This window comes from Filifactor villosus (genome assembly GCF_042652965.1).
GTDB lineage: Bacteria > Bacillota > Clostridia > Peptostreptococcales > Filifactoraceae > Filifactor > Filifactor villosus.
On sequence record NZ_JBHSHL010000042.1, the window covers coordinates 54,324 to 74,892 of the forward strand.

A 20,569-nucleotide genomic window follows, 5' to 3' on the forward strand; every position below is an offset into this window, starting at 1 on the left:
TCGTAGATTGGCAGGATCTGCACCAATAAGTCTGCGAAATTGATGTACTTACACCGTTATCGCTAAAAATGGATAGATTGAACACTTTGGAGTATAGAATCTTTCGAGTCATTTTTGATCGTTATATGTTCCGTAACCCCGGGATTTTAAACGGAGAATAGTATGAACAAGGTTCGAGATCGTGTGCAAACTGTATCGTCTATAAAAACCGTGATACGGTTTTATTTCGAATACTGCTTTTTCAATAAACAGGGATGTTGTCCGGTTGAATCGTTTGTATCAATTCCCGTATTTTGAAGAAAAAGAATGTATTTCGCGTTTGTGGATGAGGATATGTGGACACTTTGCATCAAACACCGTCAAGCGCTATCTCAATGCTACGGGCAAAATAAAATAAATTATTTTGTGGTGAAACTTATTTTTCATGTACGAAATATGGTATAATAGATAAAGAATTAACAGGTTGATGTGGAAGTTACGATGATAGAAATTGTTTTAGAAAAAGATAGGTGGGAACAGATGGATTCAAAGAAGAAAATATCAATGGCAGTAATAAGAAGATTACCGAAGTACCATAGATATTTGAAGGAGTTGTTGGAGAAGGAGGTCTATCGTATCTCGTCGAAGGAGTTGAGCGAGATCATAGGCTTTACCGCTTCTCAGATCCGACAGGATCTTAACAACTTCGGAGGATTCGGTCAGCAAGGTTACGGTTACAATGTAGATGAATTGTATGAAGGGATTACAAAGATCTTATATCTCAGCCAACCCTATAATGTCGTCATCATCGGAGCGGGAAATATGGGACAGGCGCTTGCGAACTATCCGTGGCTCCAAAATTCGGGTTTTAGAATAAGAGCCTTGTTTGATGTCAACCCGAGGTTGATAGGACTTAAGATAAGGGATCTGGAAATCTACGACATCGAAGAGTTGGAGGCTTATATCGAAAAGAACGATATCAATATCGCCTTTGTCTGCACACCTAAAGAAAAGACCCAAAAGATTGCGAATGTATTGTCCAAGACTTCGATCCAGGGAATTTGGAACTTTTCTCCCGTTGACTTGAAGGTAAACAGTAATATTGTTGTGGAAAATGTCCATTTGAGCGACAGTTTGTTCGTGCTTTCCTATCTTCTCAACAACAGGGAGGAAAGTGAGGAATAAAACTCGCCGAAAGTAGGGGAGGTTTATTCGACGAATAAGAAAAATCGTTTCGGCATTTATGGAGTATCGATGATTGAAGATACGATAGAGCAGTGGTTGGGATTTTTTTCAGTTAGGCTCTTAACGTTGTTTTATACTACTATCCGTTTGAACGGCTGATGTCGACGATGCTGACTTTTTTATGCCTGAAATACTTTATTTTGATGATGGAGGCGGATACAATAGTATCAAAAAAAGAGCAGATCTCATACTGTTATTCATTTGAACAGTTGATAATTCGGCTTGTTCTATGGGTGTTATAAAACAGGTGTTTGTGAGTGTGGATATATTGTACTTCCATCAGAGAATAATCTCATACTATTATTTGCTTTGAATGATGGATATCAACGATTTGTGTCGCATAAAAGAGAGAACGAATTTTCGTGGTTGCAAAACGGGTATAACCATACTTTTATGGAAGAATAGTATCAAACCGCGGTTTGTCGCTGTTATTACAGTGTTTACCGCGGTTTTTTTGTCGAAAAAAAACACCCTACACAAGGGTGTAAGGTGTTTTTGTGAAATCCTTTGGATTTTAGTACCATCCTCTAAGTTTCATAACATCAGCAACTTGTTTGATTGCATACATATAAGCTGCTTCTCTCGGTGTTACGGAGTAGTCTTCTTTTACTTTCCAAACATTGTTGAACGCTTTGACCATTTCTTTTTCCTGTTTTTCTTCTACTTCAGCCTCAGACCAGTAATATCCGTATCTGTTTTGTACCCACTCGAAGTAAGAAACAAGTACGCCACCGGAGTTTGTCAAGATATCGGGAACAAGAGTGATTCCTCTTTCTTTCAATGCAACGTCTCCTTCAGGTGTTGTAGGTCCGTTTGCAGCCTCGCAAACCAATTTGCAGTTCAATTTGTTAGCAACTTCGGTTGTAATTACGTTTTCCAAAGCTGCAGGTACGAAGATATCGGTTTCAAGAGCCCAGAACTCATCCATGGAGATCTTCTTAGCTTTCGGATTAGCGTTAGGATAATCAACAAGGTTTCTGTGCTCGTTGAAGTAAGCCAACATATCAGCAAAATCCAAACCTTCTTCGCTGTAGATCGCATATGTTCCTACGGAAGGAGCCCACTCAGCGATCGCTACGATTTTTGCACCTTGTTTTTGGATGTTTTTCACTGTGAAACGTCCAACGTTACCGAAGCCTTGAACCGCTACCTTAGCGCCTTTGATGTCGATTCCGCATTTTGCAGCAGACTCTCTTACAACGATGGAGACTCCGAATCCGGTTGCTTCGTTTCTTCCTTCAGAACCTCCGAATGCAACGGGTTTTCCGGTGATAACGCCGATGCTCATTTCTTCGCCGTTCAATTTAATGAACTCATCAACCATCCAGGACATGATTTGTCCGTTTGTGTTTACGTCCGGAGCGGGGATGTCAATTTTGTCGCCAAGATATTTGTGAAGTCCGCGTACCCAACCTCTGGAGATTTGCTCCAATTCGTTTTGAGAAAGTTCTAACGGGTTACATGTAACTCCACCTTTTCCCCCACCGTAGGGAAGACCCAATACTCCGCCTTTGAATGTCATCCAAATGGAAAGAGCTTTTACTTCATCGGGATTTACATCCGGATGGAAACGAACTCCACCTTTGCAAGGACCTACTGCAGAGTTGTGAGCGGAACGATATCCTTTGAAGATCTTCAAGCTTCCGTCATCCATTTTTACAGGGATGGAAACTTCGATCATTCTTTGGGGCTCTTTCAAAAGTTCATACACTTCGGGAGCGGCATTCAATTTTTCACAAGCGTTTTTAACCTGTAACTGTGCATTCAAAAAAGGATTCAAAGATTCATTAGCCATGGTAAACACTCTCCTTTAAATATTATTATAATTTGATGATAGGTTCGTTTCTCTCTAGGACAGGCTTCATTTTGCTATGTAAAAGCCATGGATACGGTTTTGTAAATGGCTGTGATAAAGAGAACCAAACCTCGTATTGATACAAAAATATCAAACTACAATGTAATTATATATGATAAAAATGGATAATGCAACCGATATATTGTGAAATATTTTAGTGAAACGTTACATACGAAATCTCAAGGGGGTGACTTTTCGTTAAAAAACGGCTCGAACGATGGAAGAAAAGTTTTTTATAATCGAAAGAAAAAATCCGTAGTTTGTCTTTGTGCGGAATTTTCATAGTATAAAAATAGGCGGGAGATATCGAGCGGTTCGGAAAAAGCCGATCAATCCGGTTTCATACAAAAAGCGAAGTTATTGAATGTATTCAGTTCAAAGTGTTTTTGTGACCTGTAACAACAATGCAAAAATCAGGAGATGTCTTTGATACTACCATTCCTTTGAATTATGGATATAAACAATCTATGATCCATATGAAGATAAACCGATTTTTCGTGATTTGAAAAATAGATATATCGATATTTTTATTGAAAAATAGTATGAGTGATGTTTCCATAAATACAAGAAGACCTTGTGACTTGTGAGAGGGGGAGAAAAGGGATATAAGATATCAATTAATAATAGATTTTCTTTAACAAAAGAAGAGAGTTTTTGATACTATAAAAAACAAAACACCCAAAGTATAGTATATAACTATGTTTTAAAAAGACTGAAAAAACAAAGAAAGAGAAGTTTTTTCAGTGAAAAAATAAAAATTTAAACTTAATTGAAAAAATTTTTAGCCAAAAAGCTTTACTTTTGAGAGGGCGTTTGTTATAATAATCTCGTAGAAAACATTAGAATTATTTTTAAGGGGGAAATGAAAATGGCTTATAAAATTAGCGATGCGTGCATTAGTTGTGGTGCTTGTGAACCGGAATGTCCGGTAAGTGCAATCTCTGCGGGGGATACTCAGTACATTATCGAAGCAAGTGCTTGTATTGATTGTGGAGCTTGCTCCGGAGTTTGCCCGGTAGATGCACCGAAACCTGAATAAGGATCAGATATTTGCTTAACTATTAAAAATGGGATGTAGGGGTACATCCCATTTTTTGTTGCGATTTTTACTGTGGTCTGATTGAAGTGTCGAGATATCCGTCCATACCGGTATTGCGACATCTTGACCGCATACTTTTTTCAATAGAAGGATAATTATATCGGACTTGGACTTTTCAAGACAAAGCGTTTCAGGTTTGAAGAAATAAAAGTCTTGGGAGTCAACCGTTCAAATGAATGGCAGTATCAACGGTGTTGTGAGTCCTTCTACAATGACAATGGAGATAGTAGAGGGATATCAATATATGAGTACATTAGGAAAACAGTACACAAAGGGAAGCTTCCGGATTCCCTTTGATTTTATAAGATGCGAAAGTTTCTCATATCAACCGTTTCAACAACCCTCTCTTTTTCATTTTCACACTTGAGTTTTGTGTTAAAAAATATGCCGGATAACTATGGGGTTTAAACGGGTAGCAGTATAAACAGGCAAACGGTATAACAAAGAGGTCCTTTGCTTGAGTTTGCTCATCTTCGATGGAGGAAGGCTTTGTCAAAGTCATTGATGGGGGAAGAAGAAGGGAGTATAATGGACATCAAAGGAGACATGGAAAAGGAGGTCTTTGTATGTTTTGGGACAAGGTTGCCGGTGTATATGATATATTTGCGAATATTTACAATGCAAAAGCACATGAGAGCCTGTGTACGCAGGTCGAAGAGATGATAGGCCCCAACGATGAGATATTGGAGTGTGCCTGCGGCACGGGGATGTTGACCCGGCGTCTTGCACCGAAGTGCAAAAGTCTAATAGCGACAGATTTCTCTCCGAAGATGCTCAAAAAAGCGAAGGGAAAGTGCAAGCAGCATTTGAATGTGAGGTTTGAACATTCGGATATTATGTGTTTGCGCTATCAAGATGCCAGCTTCGATAAGGTCATTGCGGCCAATGTTATTCATCTTTTGGATTGCCCTTACGAAGCTCTTGGGGAGTTGGATAGGGTATGTCGCCCCGGAGGCAAACTGATTATTCCAACCTATGTCAGTATCAAAGAGGGAGGAGGACAAGACACTTCATCAAAGGTAATTGGCAAGGCGGGAGCGGGATTTAAACGACAGTTCAGCTATGGGCTCTATCAAAAGTTTTTTGAGGATGCGGGATATAGGGATGTCGACTACTTTTTGGCAAAGGGAAGAGTTTCCTGTGCAATTGCCGTTATTACAAAACCTTGGAGAGATACCCGATAGTTAAAACGGAACATATAAAGACACAGCTTGCCTTTGTCAACGTCTTGAAGAGTTCGACGATCCTGTGTAACAACCGCCTTTATAAATGGTGTTTTCCGTGTGCAATCAATCGCACTGTGTTTGTCGGAATTATGCACTGTTTTCAATACGGTTTGAACTTGCTTTGTGAAAAAGATAAAATGTGGATACCGTATTCATTACATGAAGGATATCGGAGCATTGCACCTTACAAAAAGAGAAAACCGATTTTTGTAGTTGCAGAATAGATATGACCGTACTTCCGCCGAGGGATAGGAACGCATCTGTGTTTGTCTTGTAATACGACGATCTTGTTCCGTTTGTTTGTGTAAAACGATCACACAACTATCATGTGTGTTTTATTTTCACGAAAGAACTTTGGTCAGATAAGTATGTTCGAGTCTTTGTTTTTTTGTATGAAACAGACATCCCGTGTGTATTGTGCTTATGCGACATCCTCTTGTTGATGGACCGCATTGCATAAATTCTCAAACGATATCCCGTGTCTGTACAACGGATAGGGTTTTGGCCGGACAGATAGGATAACGTTTTCTTCGGGTTCATAAGATCGGGGTGCCTTGTAAGGTGGGAATCTTTGATGAGGTTGTTGTTCTTTTATGGTTCTGTAATAGGATTTTTATTTTTCTCCCGCAGGGATATGATACAATAGTATGTAGAATCTCGGCGAGAAGCAATTATGTATTGCTTTCGGAAAGGATTTTTTAGTTGTATGAGTGGATCAAGGAGGATACAAATTGGATGCTTATAAGGATAGGATCGATACATCCGTGTTGATAAAAAGGTTTGCACCTTATTTTAGGAAGTATCGGGGAATTTTGTTTTTGGATTTGGTATGTGCGTTTTTTACTACGGTTTGTGAGATTGTGTTCCCTTTGATGGTTCGAAACATCACCAATAAGGCGATCACGAACAGTGCACAGCTCACGATAGACTTTGTGGCAAAGGTCTGTGTTCTGTACTTTCTTCTTCGCCTGGTCGATACGGCTGCAAATTACTATATGGCATCGGTCGGGCACATTATGGGAGCCAGAATCGAGAGAGATATGCGTAGGGATTTGTTTGAACATCTGCAAAAACTCTCTTTCTCATACTTTGACAATACCAAGATCGGTCAGATCATGGGGAGGATTACCAGCGACTTGTTCGAGATTACGGAGTTTGCTCATCATTGTCCCGAAGAGTTTTTTATTGCGGGAATCAAGATTTCGATTTCGTTTCTTATCTTGGCGAGGACGAACCTGTTGTTGACCGTGATCGTCTTCTCGGTCATCCCTCTGATGTTGCTTTGTACCATCTACTTCAGGAGGAAGATGAGGATGGCATTCAAGCGTTCCAGAGAACAGATCGGAGATCTGAATTCGCAGGTGGAGGACAGCCTTCTCGGAGTAAGGGTGGTACGCTCCTTTGCAAATGAACAAAAGGAAGTGGAGAAGTTTGAGGACGGCAACAAGGGTCTTCTCAACATCAAGGCTTATCAGTACAGATATATGGCGGGCTATAAGGCGGTTACTCAATTTTTTGACGGTTTGATGTATGTGACGGTACTTTTGTTTTCGTCTTACTTTATGATCAGAGGAAGGATATCTCCGGGCGATATGGTCGCCTACCTTCTCTATGTGTCAATGTTGTTGTCGACCATTCGAAGGATTGTTGAATTCTCGGAGCAGTTCCAGAGAGGGATGACGGGGATCGAACGTTTTATTGAGATCATGAATCAGGAAGTCGAGATCAAGGACAGGGAGGATGCGGTTGAAATCAGCGGAACAAACGGAGATATCCTCTTTGACTCGGTCAGTTTTTCGTATTCGGATCACGACAGGGATGTGTTGTCCGACATCGATCTACATGTCAGGTCCGAACAGAAGATCGCCTTGGTAGGCCCTTCCGGAAGCGGAAAGACGACCTTATGTAATCTGATTCCGAGATTTTATGAGGTAAGCAAGGGAAGGATCCTGCTTGATGGCAGGGATATTCGAGATATCAAGCAGGAGTCGCTTCGAAATCAGATCGGGGTTGTTCAGCAGGATGTCTATCTGTTTTCGGGCACGGTGTTTGACAATATAGAGTACGGAAAGCTCGGAGCAAGTATGGAAGAAGTCGTCGAAGCGGCGAAGAAGGCGGGAGCCCACGAGTTTATTATGAAGCTGGAAAACGGCTATCATACTTATGTGGGAGAACGAGGGGTCAAACTGTCGGGGGGACAAAAGCAGAGGATCAGCATCGCAAGAGTCTTTCTCAAGAATCCTCCGATCCTGATCTTAGACGAAGCGACATCCGCCTTGGATAACGAGAATGAAAGAATCGTCCAAAAATCACTTAGGGATCTTGCGGTAGGACGAACGACATTTACGATCGCCCATCGTTTGACTACGATCCAAAATGCGGATACCATCCTTGTATTGACGGAGAAGGGTATCGAAGAGAGTGGAACTCATAAGGAATTGATGGGGAGACGAGGAAGATATTATGAACTGTATCAGCTGTATGGACAAAAAGATAATATATTGGAAACCGAGCAGGTAGGATAGGAGAAACGATGAGAGCGGAAATTCTTTGTGTAGGCACGGAGCTGTTGCATGGGGATATTGTAAACACCAATGCGGCATTTATTTCAAAACAGTTGGCAAAAATCGGGATTGATGTGCACTATCAAAGTGTTGTCGGAGATAACCCGGATCGTATGAAGGAAGCGTATCGAATCGCGTTGAACAGAGCGGATGTCATCATTTCGACAGGCGGGCTGGGTCCTACCCGCGACGACATTACCAAAGAAGTCGTAGCGGAGTTCTTCGAGCTGCCCATGGTCTATGATGAAGAGAGTTATAAACATATGGTAGAGAGGTATACCAAGTTTCAAAGAAAGGTGCCGGAGAATAACCTGCGACAGGCATACTTCCCTCAAGGGAGCAAGATCCTGACCAACGTTTTGGGAACGGCAAACGCGTGTATCTTGGATCGGTCTGACAAACGTGGAAATCAAAAGATTGTGGTACTTCTCCCGGGACCTCCGTTTGAGATGAAACCTCTGCTTGAGAAACAGGTAGTGCCGTATTTGAGCGGATACTCCGATCAAACGGTGGTGGCTTGCAAGATCGTTGTCACGGAACTTGGGGAATCGAGGGCGGAGGAGATGGTCCTTGATCTGATTGAGTCACAGACCAACCCCACGATAGCTACCTATGCGGGAAAGGGCGAGGTTCTGTTTCGAATTACAGCCAAGGCTCGCACGAAAGAGAAAGCTCTGGAGCTGATCGATCCTGTCAAACAGGAACTGCTCAAACGTTTTGGCGGCAATGCGACCCTTGTTTCAAACGATGCGGGTGTCGAGGAGATCGTTGCACAGCTTCTTTTGGATAAGGGGATTACATTGGCGACCGCCGAATCTTGTACCGGAGGTCTTTTGGCAGGAAAACTGATCAATTTTCCGGGCATCTCAAAGGTATATAAAGAAGGCTTTGTGACCTACACCGACGAAAGCAAGGAGAAACGACTGGGGGTATCCTCCCGGACTTTGGAAAACTTCGGCGCGGTAAGCAAAGAGACTGCAAAGGAGATGGCGAAAGGAGTCTGTGAAACCGCCGGAGCGGATATGGGAGTATCGGTAACCGGAATTGCAGGTCCTTCGGGTGCAACTGCTCAAAAACCTGTCGGTCTTATCTATATCTGCATATTCTATAAGGGAGAGTACACGCTCAAGGAACTCAATCGGGACGGAGATCGTCAAACGATAAGGGAGCGAGCGGTCAATACCGCCCTTGACGAGATGAGAAAACTCCTTCTCAAAACAGTACGGGAAGAACGTTGAATGAGAACTTCTTCGGCAAAAGAGGTACTTGTGATATCAAGGAAACAGTACAGCAAAGAAGTTGAATGAAAATCCGATTGAAATGCCGTCTGTACAGGTGAGGTTAAGCGGGTTTGGGAAAGGAGGTTCCATGCCTGAGATTTCGGTAAGAACACGAAAAACGACTTTGGATGAAATGATGAAGATAGGGTTTGAACCTCAAAAGATAGAAACCTATTGTAAGGTCTGTCCAAACTACGGAAAAAACTGGAGTTGTCCTCCGCACTTCTTTGAACGGGAGAGCTTTTTGAAGGAATATCCTTATATCGTTTTGATTATAGCAAGATTGAAATATTCCGTGGATGAAATTCTCCGTATCAAAGGAAAACAAGAGGTAAAAGATTATACGGAACAGACGTTATTTCCTCTTCGACATACCTTCTATGAACGGTTGAAGATACTCGAACAAAGTCGTTCGGATCTGAGGATGTTCGATATCGGGAACTGTGGCCTTTGCGAAACATGCCGTCGAGAAGAGGGTAGAGCTTGTGTCAGACCGGATGAACTCAGATACTCTCCGGAATCCTTAGGTTTTGATGTTTCCCTCCTTCTCGAGCATTACTTTGATTTGAAGTTGGAGTGGGCAGGCGAGACCCTGCCATCTCATTACATTTCACTGGGAGGACTTGCACAAAAGTCGGATATGAGGGTAAAGGGTTTGGATGAATTAAAGGAAGGGCTTATAAGAGAATTTTTATAGATCGGGACGGTGTATAGGAGGGGCGATGATGTATCATCACATACTGTTTGATTTGGATATGACGATACTGGACACAAAGGAACTTTGTATAGAATCGTTCTATCATGCGTTTGTTAGGACACAAAAGGGGCAGATCGATAAGAAGAGTTTGGAGTTCATCTTATCCCACCCCCTTAAGGTATCCATGTTGAAGCTTAAGATACAAAAGGAAAAAGAGTTCCTTGAACAGTGGATGGAAGGGCTGAAAACATACTATAAGAAGGTGCGGTTTTTTCCCGGAATGAAGGAGCTTCTGCATACCTTGAAAAAGCAAGGCTACTCTATGGGGATGGTAACATCGAGGACGAGGGAAGAGGCGATGTTTGATCTGGAACGTTTCGATATGAAACCGTTCTTCTCTTCTTTAATCTGTTCGGATGATGTACAAAGACCCAAGCCTCATCCGGAATCTCTCTACAAGTATATGGAAGAAGCCGGAGGGGCTCCCGGGGAAGTTCTCTTCATAGGAGACACGCAGTCGGATGCGGACTGTGCCTCTTCGGCAGGAGTGGATTTTGCCCTCGCCGGATGGGGAGCGCTTAATTCGGCGGCGATCAAGGGAGAGTTCTACCGTTTGTCGGTACCTGAAGATCTCTATGGGGTGCTTCAAGGTCGATACTGATAAAAAGCCTTTATCTTGTGACCGATAGAAGTTTCTTTGAGCGGAGGATTTTGGGAAAATATATCAACAATACCGAGGGAGTGTGCAGAAGCTCTTGCGTTGTCGCCTTAACTTTAAAGAGAGGGCAGCAGAGGAGATTTTGTGTGATTCGGGTGTTTGCAAAGTAATAACAGCTTCTTTTTTCCTGCGATTATCGGCGGTTTCATTAGGAACACTTTTCAATTGTTCACTTTTATACTATAATGAACTTATTGATATGTAAGAACCATCGATGAAGAATTTGGTGTTCATATGGAGGAAAAAGTAGTTGTGAGGAGGAATTGTAGGATGAGAATATGGTATGCGAAAGACTACAACAAGATGAGCAAGATGGCGGCGGCGATCGTAGCATCTCAGGTCACGTTGAAGCCGAGTTCGGTATTGGCTTTTATCACAGGTTCCACTCCGATTGGAACCTACAAGGAACTGATTCGTAAATATGAGGAGGAAGAAGTTGATTTTTCATCTGCAAAAGTGATGAATATCGACGAGTATGTGGGTCTGTCCAAGACCTCCGACCAAAGTTATTCTTATTTTATGTATCATAATCTATACAAGTATATCAATGTGTTTGAAGAAAATACTCTTATGTTTCGCGGGGAGAACCTTGAACTTGACAAAGAATGTCAAAGGATGGAAGCGAATCTCAAGCGTTTTGGAACCATAGATCTGCATCTTTTGGGAATAGGAAGAAACGGTCATGTGGCCTTCAACGAGCCGTCCGACTCCTTTTCAAAGGGGATTCGACATGTAGAGCTTTCCAACGAAACCATCGAGGATAATTCCAGATTTTTCGATACGCGTTCCGATGTACCCAAGAGGGCCTATACCTTTGGGATAAGAACCATTATGTCGGCAAAGAGAATCCTTCTTCTTGCATCGGGAGAAGCGAAACAGGAGATTTTGTACAAGGCATTGTTCGGACCGATCACGCCGGCTGTACCTGCATCGGTACTTCAATTGCATCCGGATGTCGATGTGATCGCAGACGAAAAAGCCTTGAAAGAAGTCATACAGCGTATGCCGGAGGAAATCGTCAATCTGAGACGATAGAGTTTGACCTTATATAAGAGGTCTTGAAGAAAAGGAGGAGAGGACATTGGTTGAAGTGTTTGTGCTGACTTTGGCGGCTTTTTGCTTTGTTGAACTTTCACATACGTCTATCTCTGTATTGTTTTTTAGGATAATGAGTTATCCGGTACAGTTTACCTTGTCACTGATCTTCTTTTATCTGATCGTAAACCTTGTTTACATCCGTTTCGGAAGGAAGATTACCTATCGCTTCGTCGGGGTCATTACGATGTTCTTGGGTGTGGCAAATGCGTTTACCGCAAAGGTAAATGACAAGTTTTTTTCGATTTTGGATTTCTTTATGGTCAAGGGAAAGGGAGATCTTTTCGTACTCTTTGTACCTGTGTTTATGAAACCCCTGTTCTTTATGTATATTGCCTTGTTGCTGGTCTTTTTGTATCTGACCTTTCACGTCTACAGCGACATGTGTAAGCTGGAATCCGAAGAAGGGGACTTTTTTCTTCGAATGTACCGCAAGGTAGGACTGTATCGTAAATTTTGGTTGATGTACGAGCCTGTGATTCAAAGGCGCAAGAAGACTTTGACAACAGGGATCTTGGCAGTCCTGCTTTGTATGCCTCAGATGATAGGAAACAATTCGCAGTTTCTGTTTGCACAGATGATGAAGGACATGAAGGTGGTACACACCTATGCGGAACCTACGGAAATCATAGGAGCCTTTACCTCTCAGAAGAATACGCTTGAAGAGGAGCTGGAACTGCCTGAACGTTACAAAAATGCGGATGTCATCGTTATCCAGAGTGAAACCTTTTTCGATGTAAGCAAATTACAGGATGTGGATATCCGGGAAGATGTCACAAAACACTTCCGTTCATATCAAAACGAAGGTATCCATGGAGAAGTTTTTGTTCCTGTGGTAGGAGGTTTGACCTGTAACTCCGAGTTTGAGTTCCTGACAGGGATCAACATCAAGGAGCTCAACCACATTGACATCCCTTACGAGAGGATGCCTTTGAATGAGCTTCCAAGCTTGGCTTGGGATTATGCTGACCGAGGTTACAGGACGGTTGGGATCCACGGGTATGAAGGGGAGTTCTTTCGCAGAGATCAAGTCTATCCTCTGCTTGGGATCGGAGAATTTATAACCGTTGAAGATCTGAAAAACAAAAGTTGGTACGGACCTTGGCTCAAAGATGAGGTGATCTTTGACAGGATAAGCGAGATCTTGGATGAGAACCCTGAAGAGAAGAAGTTTATCTATGCGGTAACCATGCAAAATCATGGACCTTATCAGGACACACCGTCAAATACGGTCAGGGTGGATAACCTCACCGAAAATGACAGGCAGTCGTTTACCAATTATGTAACGGGTCTTTCGATTTCGGACCAAGCTCTCTATGAGTTTATGGAGAAACTCAGAGAACGGGATAGGGATACGATTGTCGTGTTTTATGGAGATCATATCATAGGAGTCAACCATGACTTGGTAAGTGAAGATTCTTACTTTAGGGCCAATCTCAACAACAGATATAAGACGGACTACTTTGTTTGGCATAACCATGGGGGATTGATCCCTCAGAAAAAAGATATTTCGCTTATGGCACTGGGTCGTCTGACTAAGCATCTCACTATGGACTGGAGTTATTTCGATACCTTTGTATGGAACCGCTTCAACAAGGAGAAGGACTACTTTAAGAGTGACGACTATCTGATGGACCCTTCTCACATGGAAGAGCATAAGGCCTACGGGAGCGTTGTAAACTCCTTGTTGGAGAACAAGCAAAGACGCTATGAAGAGATCTACGAAAAAAATAAAAATCATTAGTATTGGTGTCTGATCAAAGTGTCGAGATGTCTGTCTTGTCTATTGCAAAACATGAGCTCATCGCTTATAAATCCCAAGTCATGGACATCAATAGTTTGGGAACGAAATAAAATAAAAACCTAAAAAACCTGTATTTTTCTCAGATAAAATACAGGTTTTTTTGTTGTGCAATACCGCACAGAGATAAACTTTTGATTTCCTTTTATGATATGATACTATTTTTCAATAGAAGTATGGATATATTTATTCTGCGATTACGAAAATCCGTTTTATCTTCTATCGGTTACACAACATTTATATCCATAACCCAAACGAAGAACAGTATGAAAGTTTGCCGGAATAACATTTTCATAAATTTCATTCTTCGTATAATGTTGATTTTGTAGCGATCTTTCGAATTATGCGGGATTGCTCTATAACGGTGTCAAACATCGACGGCAAACAGCACAGAAACAGTGTACGATCCGCCCTATACCTCATAGACTTTGCTGTTATTTGGATCTCTTCTCCGAAAGAAGAGTGTTGATAATATCCACATAGAGATCCGAACTGCACTCTTCCCAATTCTTGCAGGCGGTCCGTGCCATTTCGGGAGTCGGTACCTGAAAACAAAGATGGAAGGGAACCTCCGCTTCATGGTGTAGGGACAACTCGACAAGGTAGATGGAAGGTGCTATTTTTTTGTAACTGCTTTTAACTTCTTTTTCACGGAGGATGGTGTCTTTGTGTTCAGACAGATATTGTTGCAGACGCTCACGCTTTGAATAGGGCAAGGCCTTGATAAAGTAGGAGAGTACTTCCCGCCCTCTGTCGTTGATAAAATAGGTATCGACAACGCCCTTTTTGTCTACCGATACAAAGCCGTCTTCGCTCAATTCGTAGAGGTATTGTTGAAGAGAGAAAAAGTCGAAAAGTTCATTTTCCATAAAGATATGAGTGATCGTATTGCGTGACAACTTCAACTTCGCCTCGTCCAAAACGAAAAGAATATACAATTTTTCTTCAGCCAATTGTTGAATTGAATGTTCAAACATAAGAACCCTCCTTTGAAAAATATCATACCATACTATGAGAACTTCGTGTAGATGTTTTTGGAGTTTGTTGTGGAGAAGTATATCGCATTTTTGAATGGGATCAGTGGGATAACGGATGGTTTGGATTCTGTTTGTACCGATGGGGAGGAAGGAGGAGCGGGAGGATCTTGATTGCACTGCGGAATTTTGGAGTGCGGGTGGGAGCAAGGTTCAAAAGAGTTTTTGTTTTTGCTTTGTAACCTCTCCCCTTTCAATCTGTACAAGGGGAAAAATCGACTTGATTTTGACACGGTTTTATTGTATTCTAAATAAAGATAACTTTAAAAAAGTATAGAAGACAAACTGCTACATAAGATGTAGAAAGGGGAAAATTATGAATGTATTGGTAATTAACTGTGGAAGTTCTTCGTTGAAGTATCAATTGATCAATATGAATGATGAGAGTGTTCTTGCAAAGGGACTTGTGGAACGTATCGCAATCGAGGGCTCCGTACTCAAACATGAGTCCGTAAAAACGGAGAAGAAAGTCTTCGAACAAGAGATGAAGGACCATAAAGATGCCTTGAAACTGGTTTTGGACACCTTGGTAAGCCCTGAATACGGTGCAATCTCTTCCATGGATGAAATCTCGGCGGTAGGTCATCGTGTTGTGCACGGAGGAGAGAAGTTTGCAAGCTCCTGTATTATCAATGACAGCGTAATCAAAGCTTTGGAAGAATGTATTGAGCTGGCACCGCTTCACAATCCGCCGAATTTGACCGGAATTGCCGCTTGTAAGGAGATCCTGCCCAATACTCCGATGGTTGCGGTCTTTGATACGGCCTTCCATCAGACGATGCCCAGGAAGTCCTACCTCTACGGGCTTCCCTATGAATATTACGAAAAATACGGAATCAGAAAATACGGGTTCCACGGAACCTCCCATAGATATGTTACTCTTAAGGCAGCCGAAATGCTTGGCAAAAAACCGGAGGAAGTAAACCTCATTACCTGCCACTTGGGTAACGGAGCATCGATTGCGGCAATCAAAGAAGGAAAATCCATAGACACCTCTATGGGATTCACACCGCTTGAAGGCTTGATCATGGGAACTCGTTGCGGCTCACTTGATCCTGCAGTCGTACCCTTCCTTATGGAAAAAGAAGGATGGAGCACGGACGAAGTAAACAACCTTATGAATAAGAAGTCCGGAGTTCTGGGAATTTCGGGAGTAAGCTCCGACTTTAGAGATATCGAAAATGCGGCGGAAGAAGGAAACGAAAGAGCATCTCTTGCACTTGAGGCCTTTCGTCAGAGAGTAACCCAATACATCGGAGCCTATGCAGCGATCTTGGGAAGAGTAGACGGGATCGTATTTACGGCAGGTTTGGGAGAGAACTCCGCCGATGACCGCGAAGTGATTTTGAAACCGATGGAAGCTTGGGGAATCAAAATCGATCCGGAAAACAATAACACAAGAGGAAAACAGCTCTTTATCACGACACAAGATTCCTCCATCAAGGCAATGGTCATTCCGACAAACGAGGAACTGATGATCGCAAGAGATACCTTGGAATTGGTAAAATAAATATTGACAAAAGAAGGGCAACTTTGTATAATTAAAAATGTTGAATTGTCAAAGGGGGCAGGAGTATGTCAATCATTGACCTGAAAGACTTGAAAAATCAAAAAGTCAAGAGTGTACGTGTGGAAGACACCATCCCCTTAGAAGAATGTAATGCCAATGATGAAGATGTTCTTTTTCTGGATACACCCGTAATAGAAGGACATATCCGATACGACAGAGAGAAGCTTCTCTTTGAAGGAAAGGTTGAGACAACACTGTCCATACCTTGTTCCAAATGCTTGGAGGAAATTTCGTTTCCTGTCAACAAACCGTTTGAGGTCGTTTTGGTAACAGAGGATGAAGAATACTTTATGGATTACGACAGCTATTGTTATAAAAAAGATCGGATTCATCTATGGGATTTGATTCGGACGCAGATATGGGACGAAGTTCCGATCCGTATTCTATGCAGGGAAGAGTGTAAGGGGATTTGCAATCGTTGCGGACACAACCTGAACAAAGGAGATTGCGGATGTTTACCGGAAGAAAAACCCATCGATGAAAGAATGGCGAAATTGAGAGAATTGTTAGACTGAAGGAGGGGAAAGAAATGGCAGTACCGAAGCGTAAAACAGCTAAATGTGATACCAGATCGAGAAGATCCGCAAATATGAAGATGACAGCAAAGAGCTTGGTGAAATGTTCTCAATGCGGAGAGTTGATCTTACCGCACACAGTATGCCCTGATTGTGGACATTACAAAGGCAAAGAAGTTATTGTAAAATAGTTTATCAACAAGAAGCGTGTAGGACAAACTCTACACGCTTCTTTTGAATGTAAGTAAGGGTTAGGAGAGATGAAATGATACACATAGGGATTGATGCAATGGGTGGAGATCACGCACCTGCTAAGATCGTCGAAGGTGCAATCCTTGCAACCCAAAAAGATAAGGAGCTTGTAATCACGCTTTTCGGGAAGAGTGAAGAGATCGACGCATCGTTGGCATCGCTTTCTTACGATAAACAACGAATAAACATTGTCACAACCACTGAAGTTATAGAAGGAGAGGACAAGCCTGTTCATGCAATTCGTAAAAAAAAGGACTCTTCTTTGGTCGTTGCTCTGACGCAACTGAAAGAGAAAAAACTCGATGCGGTCGTATCGGCGGGAAACACGGGAGCATTGATTGCAGGAGCGATCTTTGTTACGGGTAGGATCCGCGGAATATCCAGACCGGCAATTACGGGAGCATATCCGACGATCAAAGGCCCGATGGTCACCCTGGACATTGGAGCCAATGCCGATGTAAGTCCTCAACACCTCTTGGAATTTGCCAAAATGGGCAGCCTCTTTTCGAAAATCGCCTATCACAAGGAAAATCCGACGGTGGGGCTTGTCAACATAGGGACGGAAGCAACAAAGGGAAACGAACTGACCAAGGCAGCCTATGCCTTGCTGAAAGAGGAAAAAAGCATCCGTTTTGCAGGCAATGTCGAAGGAAGAGATATTCCCAAGGGGATTGTCGATGTTCTTGTCTGTGACGGTTTTACGGGCAACACCGTCTTGAAGTTGACCGAAGGTGTCGCCGATACCCTCTTTTCGATGTTGAAACAAGCCATCGAATCCAATGCCAAAGCAAAACTGGGAGCGCTTATGATGAAGGACTCGCTGAAAAAGATGAAGGAGAGCCTGAACTATGAAGAAGTAGGGGGAGCGGTCCTTCTCGGTGTGGACGGAGTCGTCGTAAAAGCCCATGGATCATCCAAGGAAAAAGCCTTCTCCAATGCAATATTAAGAGCAGCTCAATATCATAGGGAAGGTCTTGTTGACAAAATAAAGGCAATAGTCAAAGAGGAAAGCACGGAGAAATAAAAAATCTCGGAAACCGATAGTCGGATATCGATAGAAGGATCGGAGAAATATCGTATAAAGATGTAAGAGGATGTTCGTATTATTGGTTTATGCGGAAAAGGAGGCTGAAGCAACACTATGGAACGAGTTAGCCAAGAGAAGTTGGACACAAGCTTCTTTTTCGCAGCAGAAACATGATCTTATACTATTATTCATTTGAGCTGTGCATATCAGAAACCTCTACTCAACAGAAAATAACACGGATGTTCGTAGTCATAAAGTAGAGATAACCACACTTCTATTGAACAATAGTAGTATACTGTTATCTATTGGAAGTGTCCGGTCGTGAAGTTTGAATTCTACGATTGCTCAAAATATTTCCGGTAAATATATATTCTATCCACCTGACATTTTGAATGTAAAATAGTATTAAGACAATACCGCACAAAGGCAAAATTTTGATTTTCTTATGGATTTGTAAAAAATAGAATTCTGTCAAATCAATGCTTTTAAGAAATTCAGCATCCCTTTAAAAGTGATGTTACAATGATTTTTTGAATTATGCGGTGTTTCCTTAACAAAACTCTTGTGTTCAAGATCGAACATTGCTTGACCAAACCGAAAGTTTTTATCGACCTCATATAAAATGTTTGTGTTGCATGCCGAAATGGTAAATATAAGGTAGGTATTTTATCATATTTTTGGTATAATAGAAAAAGAGTTTCATAGAGATAAAGGAGGTATGACAATGAGTATGGAAGAAGTCATGGCAATCGGAGGGATCCGTATATCCGATGAAGTCATTGCTACAATCGCATCCTTGGCAGCGAGCGAAATAGAAGGCGTATCCAAGATGTCGGGAACCATTACGGGAAACCTTGGCGAGATCCTGGGAAAAAAGAACTTTTCCAAGGGAATCAAAGTGGTTTTGGAAGAAGATACGGTAGAGATCGAAGTATTCTTGAGCGTTGTTTACGGAAGCATTATTCATGATGTCGCAAGAAAAGTACAGGAGAACATAAAAAAGACGATCGAATCCATGACGGATTTGAAGGTGATCTCCGTCAATGTTCATGTTCAAGGCATCACACAGGATGAGTCGGAAGCTTGATGCGGAAAACAAAAACCAAGAATACACGAACCGGAGCGGAAGGAAGAGGTATGGATAGAAGAAAAGAGAGAGATCTGGCATTCAAACTGTTGTATGAAATGACGATCAAAAAAGAAGAAGAACCTTCTCAAGCGAAGATCTACCTACAAAGGGAAGGAGTGTCGGAAGGGTATATCCCTGAAGTCATTGAAAGGTACTTGGAAAACAAAGAGGAGATACTCGCTTTAATTCAAACATCTTCCAAAAAATGGGACGTGTCCCGAATCTTAAAACTGGATATCACAATCTTGAAGCTGGCACTGGCGGAGATCCTGTATATGCAGGATATTCCTATGGGCGTCTCGATCAATGAAGCTGTAAAGCTGGCCAAGAAATATTCGGGAGAAGACTCCTATAAATTTGTCAACGGTATCTTAAAACAGGCGACCGTCGAGCGGGGGCTTCAATAAGAAGAAGCCGGAAGAAGCGAAAGGACATGGCGATGAGCTATCTGTGTGAAAAAAATCATTCGGACTTTCTTGTAAACCCTGTTTTAAAGAACCATTCCGAAGTTATCGATTTTATGAAAATCAGAGGGATCAACCCTATCTTCCTATCCGAAGACCATAGGCTCTACAAAGCTATTCAAGGACATCCGGACATCATCGGGTGTCCTGTTTTTTCGAAGACGATTATCGAAAAAGAAGTGTATCGACGACACAAAAAAGAGTTGGAAAACTTTGAAATCGCAGAAGGCAGTACTCTGTTATCGGAGACCTATCCGCATAATGTCGCTTATAATACTGCGGTATTCGGCAAGGCGGCAATATACGGAAGATGGATAGATCCTGTTCTTTTGCGTGAACTGGAACAGACAAAAGTACAATCCTTCGTTGTCAACCAGGGATATGCAAAGTGCAATATTGTCATCATCGACCAAAGAAGCATCATTACTTCGGATCAAGGGATATATCGAACCTGTAGGAACGTATTGAACATCCTGCTCGTTTCGCCTTGGAAGGAAATCGAACTTCCCGGTCTGGACTACGGATTTTTGGGAGGAACTTGTTTCACAAGAGGAGATGAAGTATGCTTTACCGGTGACATCACAAAACATCCCGACTACCGCAAAATTAAAGACTTTGTCGAAAAAAGAAACAAAAAGCTTTTCTCAATGAAAGGCGGAACCCTTGTAGATGTAGGAAGCTTCCTTCCTCTGTATAAGAAAAATCGAGATTGAACGGAGGAGGACAAAACCTCGCTTGGTGTGTAGAACGGTTTGTTCTAACAACTGTTTTGGAACCTATGGATCAAAAGCACTCTCGATTCAAGTGTCAAAGAACACAAGAATCATTTCGTACTCCTTTGGACAAATACTCTGTATTCGGGAAACGATATCGGAAAGCACAATCTATTTGTGTAATAGAATCAAAAAATATTGAACTCGGGAGCTTTAGAGTAAAGTGCCAAATCAGCTAGAGCGTGTCTACACAAATTAAACAAGGCATCTTAACCATAAAACGATCGATGCCAAATGAACTGCTCC

Annotated in this window: 18 protein-coding genes; 16 read left to right on the top strand and 2 right to left on the bottom strand. The window is 42.1% G+C overall.

Going from position 1 to position 20,569, the window contains the following annotated elements:
- Positions 1-519: 519 nt before the first annotated feature.
- Complete coding sequence (locus ACFO4R_RS09290; RefSeq protein WP_379788819.1) at positions 520-1,164, top strand: redox-sensing transcriptional repressor Rex; 645 nt, start codon at positions 520-522, stop codon at positions 1,162-1,164.
- 574 nt (positions 1,165-1,738) lie between these two features.
- Here the strand turns inward: ACFO4R_RS09290 and ACFO4R_RS09295 are convergent.
- The gene (locus tag ACFO4R_RS09295) at positions 1,739-3,019 is read right to left on the bottom strand and encodes a Glu/Leu/Phe/Val family dehydrogenase (protein ID WP_379788820.1); all 1,281 of its coding nucleotides are present in this window, start codon (positions 3,017-3,019) and stop codon (positions 1,739-1,741) included.
- 928 nt (positions 3,020-3,947) lie between these two features.
- Between ACFO4R_RS09295 and ACFO4R_RS09300 the strand changes: the two genes are divergently transcribed.
- From ACFO4R_RS09300 to ACFO4R_RS09335, 8 genes are all read left to right on the top strand, one after another.
- Positions 3,948-4,118, top strand: coding sequence for a 4Fe-4S binding protein (locus ACFO4R_RS09300; protein ID WP_379788821.1), 171 nt, complete (start codon positions 3,948-3,950; stop codon positions 4,116-4,118).
- Between the two features lie 626 nt (positions 4,119-4,744).
- Positions 4,745-5,362, top strand: coding sequence for a class I SAM-dependent methyltransferase (locus ACFO4R_RS09305; RefSeq protein ID WP_379788822.1), 618 nt, complete (start codon positions 4,745-4,747; stop codon positions 5,360-5,362).
- 773 nt (positions 5,363-6,135) lie between these two features.
- Complete coding sequence (locus ACFO4R_RS09310) at positions 6,136-7,929, top strand: ABC transporter ATP-binding protein (RefSeq protein ID WP_379788823.1); 1,794 nt, start codon at positions 6,136-6,138, stop codon at positions 7,927-7,929.
- 8 nt (positions 7,930-7,937) lie between these two features.
- On the top strand, positions 7,938-9,206 hold the full coding sequence (locus ACFO4R_RS09315) for a competence/damage-inducible protein A (RefSeq protein WP_379788824.1): 1,269 nt from the start codon (positions 7,938-7,940) through the stop codon (positions 9,204-9,206).
- 130 nt (positions 9,207-9,336) lie between these two features.
- The gene (locus tag ACFO4R_RS09320; protein ID WP_379788825.1) at positions 9,337-9,945 is read left to right on the top strand and encodes a DUF2284 domain-containing protein; all 609 of its coding nucleotides are present in this window, start codon (positions 9,337-9,339) and stop codon (positions 9,943-9,945) included.
- 28 nt (positions 9,946-9,973) lie between these two features.
- Complete coding sequence (locus ACFO4R_RS09325) at positions 9,974-10,606, top strand: HAD family hydrolase (RefSeq protein WP_379788826.1); 633 nt, start codon at positions 9,974-9,976, stop codon at positions 10,604-10,606.
- Between the two features lie 327 nt (positions 10,607-10,933).
- Positions 10,934-11,698, top strand: a complete 765-nt coding sequence (nagB, locus tag ACFO4R_RS09330; protein ID WP_379788827.1) for a glucosamine-6-phosphate deaminase — start codon at positions 10,934-10,936, stop codon at positions 11,696-11,698.
- A gap of 55 nt (positions 11,699-11,753) precedes the next feature.
- Complete coding sequence (locus ACFO4R_RS09335; protein WP_379788839.1) at positions 11,754-13,502, top strand: LTA synthase family protein; 1,749 nt, start codon at positions 11,754-11,756, stop codon at positions 13,500-13,502.
- A gap of 491 nt (positions 13,503-13,993) precedes the next feature.
- On the opposite strand, the gene ACFO4R_RS09340 is transcribed toward ACFO4R_RS09335, so the two are convergent.
- Positions 13,994-14,536 (bottom strand): DUF4364 family protein, encoded by a 543-nt coding sequence (locus ACFO4R_RS09340; protein WP_379788828.1) that lies wholly within the window; start codon positions 14,534-14,536, stop codon positions 13,994-13,996.
- A 373-nt stretch (positions 14,537-14,909) separates the two neighbouring features.
- On the opposite strand from ACFO4R_RS09340, the gene ACFO4R_RS09345 reads away from it, so the two are divergent.
- The 7 genes from ACFO4R_RS09345 (at position 14,910) to ACFO4R_RS09375 (ending at position 20,263) form a co-directional block, all read left to right on the top strand.
- The gene (locus ACFO4R_RS09345) at positions 14,910-16,103 is read left to right on the top strand and encodes an acetate/propionate family kinase (RefSeq protein ID WP_379788829.1); all 1,194 of its coding nucleotides are present in this window, start codon (positions 14,910-14,912) and stop codon (positions 16,101-16,103) included.
- Between the two features lie 65 nt (positions 16,104-16,168).
- A complete protein-coding gene (locus ACFO4R_RS09350; protein WP_379788830.1) occupies positions 16,169-16,678 on the top strand; it encodes a YceD family protein in 510 nt (169 codons plus the stop codon).
- 14 nt (positions 16,679-16,692) lie between these two features.
- Positions 16,693-16,869 carry a 50S ribosomal protein L32 gene (gene rpmF / locus ACFO4R_RS09355; RefSeq protein WP_379788831.1) on the top strand — a complete coding sequence of 59 codons (177 nt, stop codon included), beginning with the start codon at positions 16,693-16,695 and terminating at the stop codon, positions 16,867-16,869.
- 74 nt (positions 16,870-16,943) lie between these two features.
- Entirely contained in the window at positions 16,944-17,954 is a 1,011-nt protein-coding gene (gene plsX / locus ACFO4R_RS09360) for a phosphate acyltransferase PlsX (RefSeq protein WP_379788832.1), read from the top strand.
- 727 nt (positions 17,955-18,681) lie between these two features.
- Entirely contained in the window at positions 18,682-19,044 is a 363-nt protein-coding gene (locus ACFO4R_RS09365) for an Asp23/Gls24 family envelope stress response protein (protein ID WP_379788833.1), read from the top strand.
- Positions 19,045-19,094: 50 nt separating this feature from the next.
- A complete protein-coding gene (gene nusB / locus ACFO4R_RS09370) occupies positions 19,095-19,493 on the top strand; it encodes a transcription antitermination factor NusB (protein ID WP_379788834.1) in 399 nt (132 codons plus the stop codon).
- A 26-nt stretch (positions 19,494-19,519) separates the two neighbouring features.
- Positions 19,520-20,263, top strand: coding sequence for a DUF6873 family GME fold protein (locus tag ACFO4R_RS09375; protein WP_379788835.1), 744 nt, complete (start codon positions 19,520-19,522; stop codon positions 20,261-20,263).
- Positions 20,264-20,569: the final 306 nt, after the last annotated feature.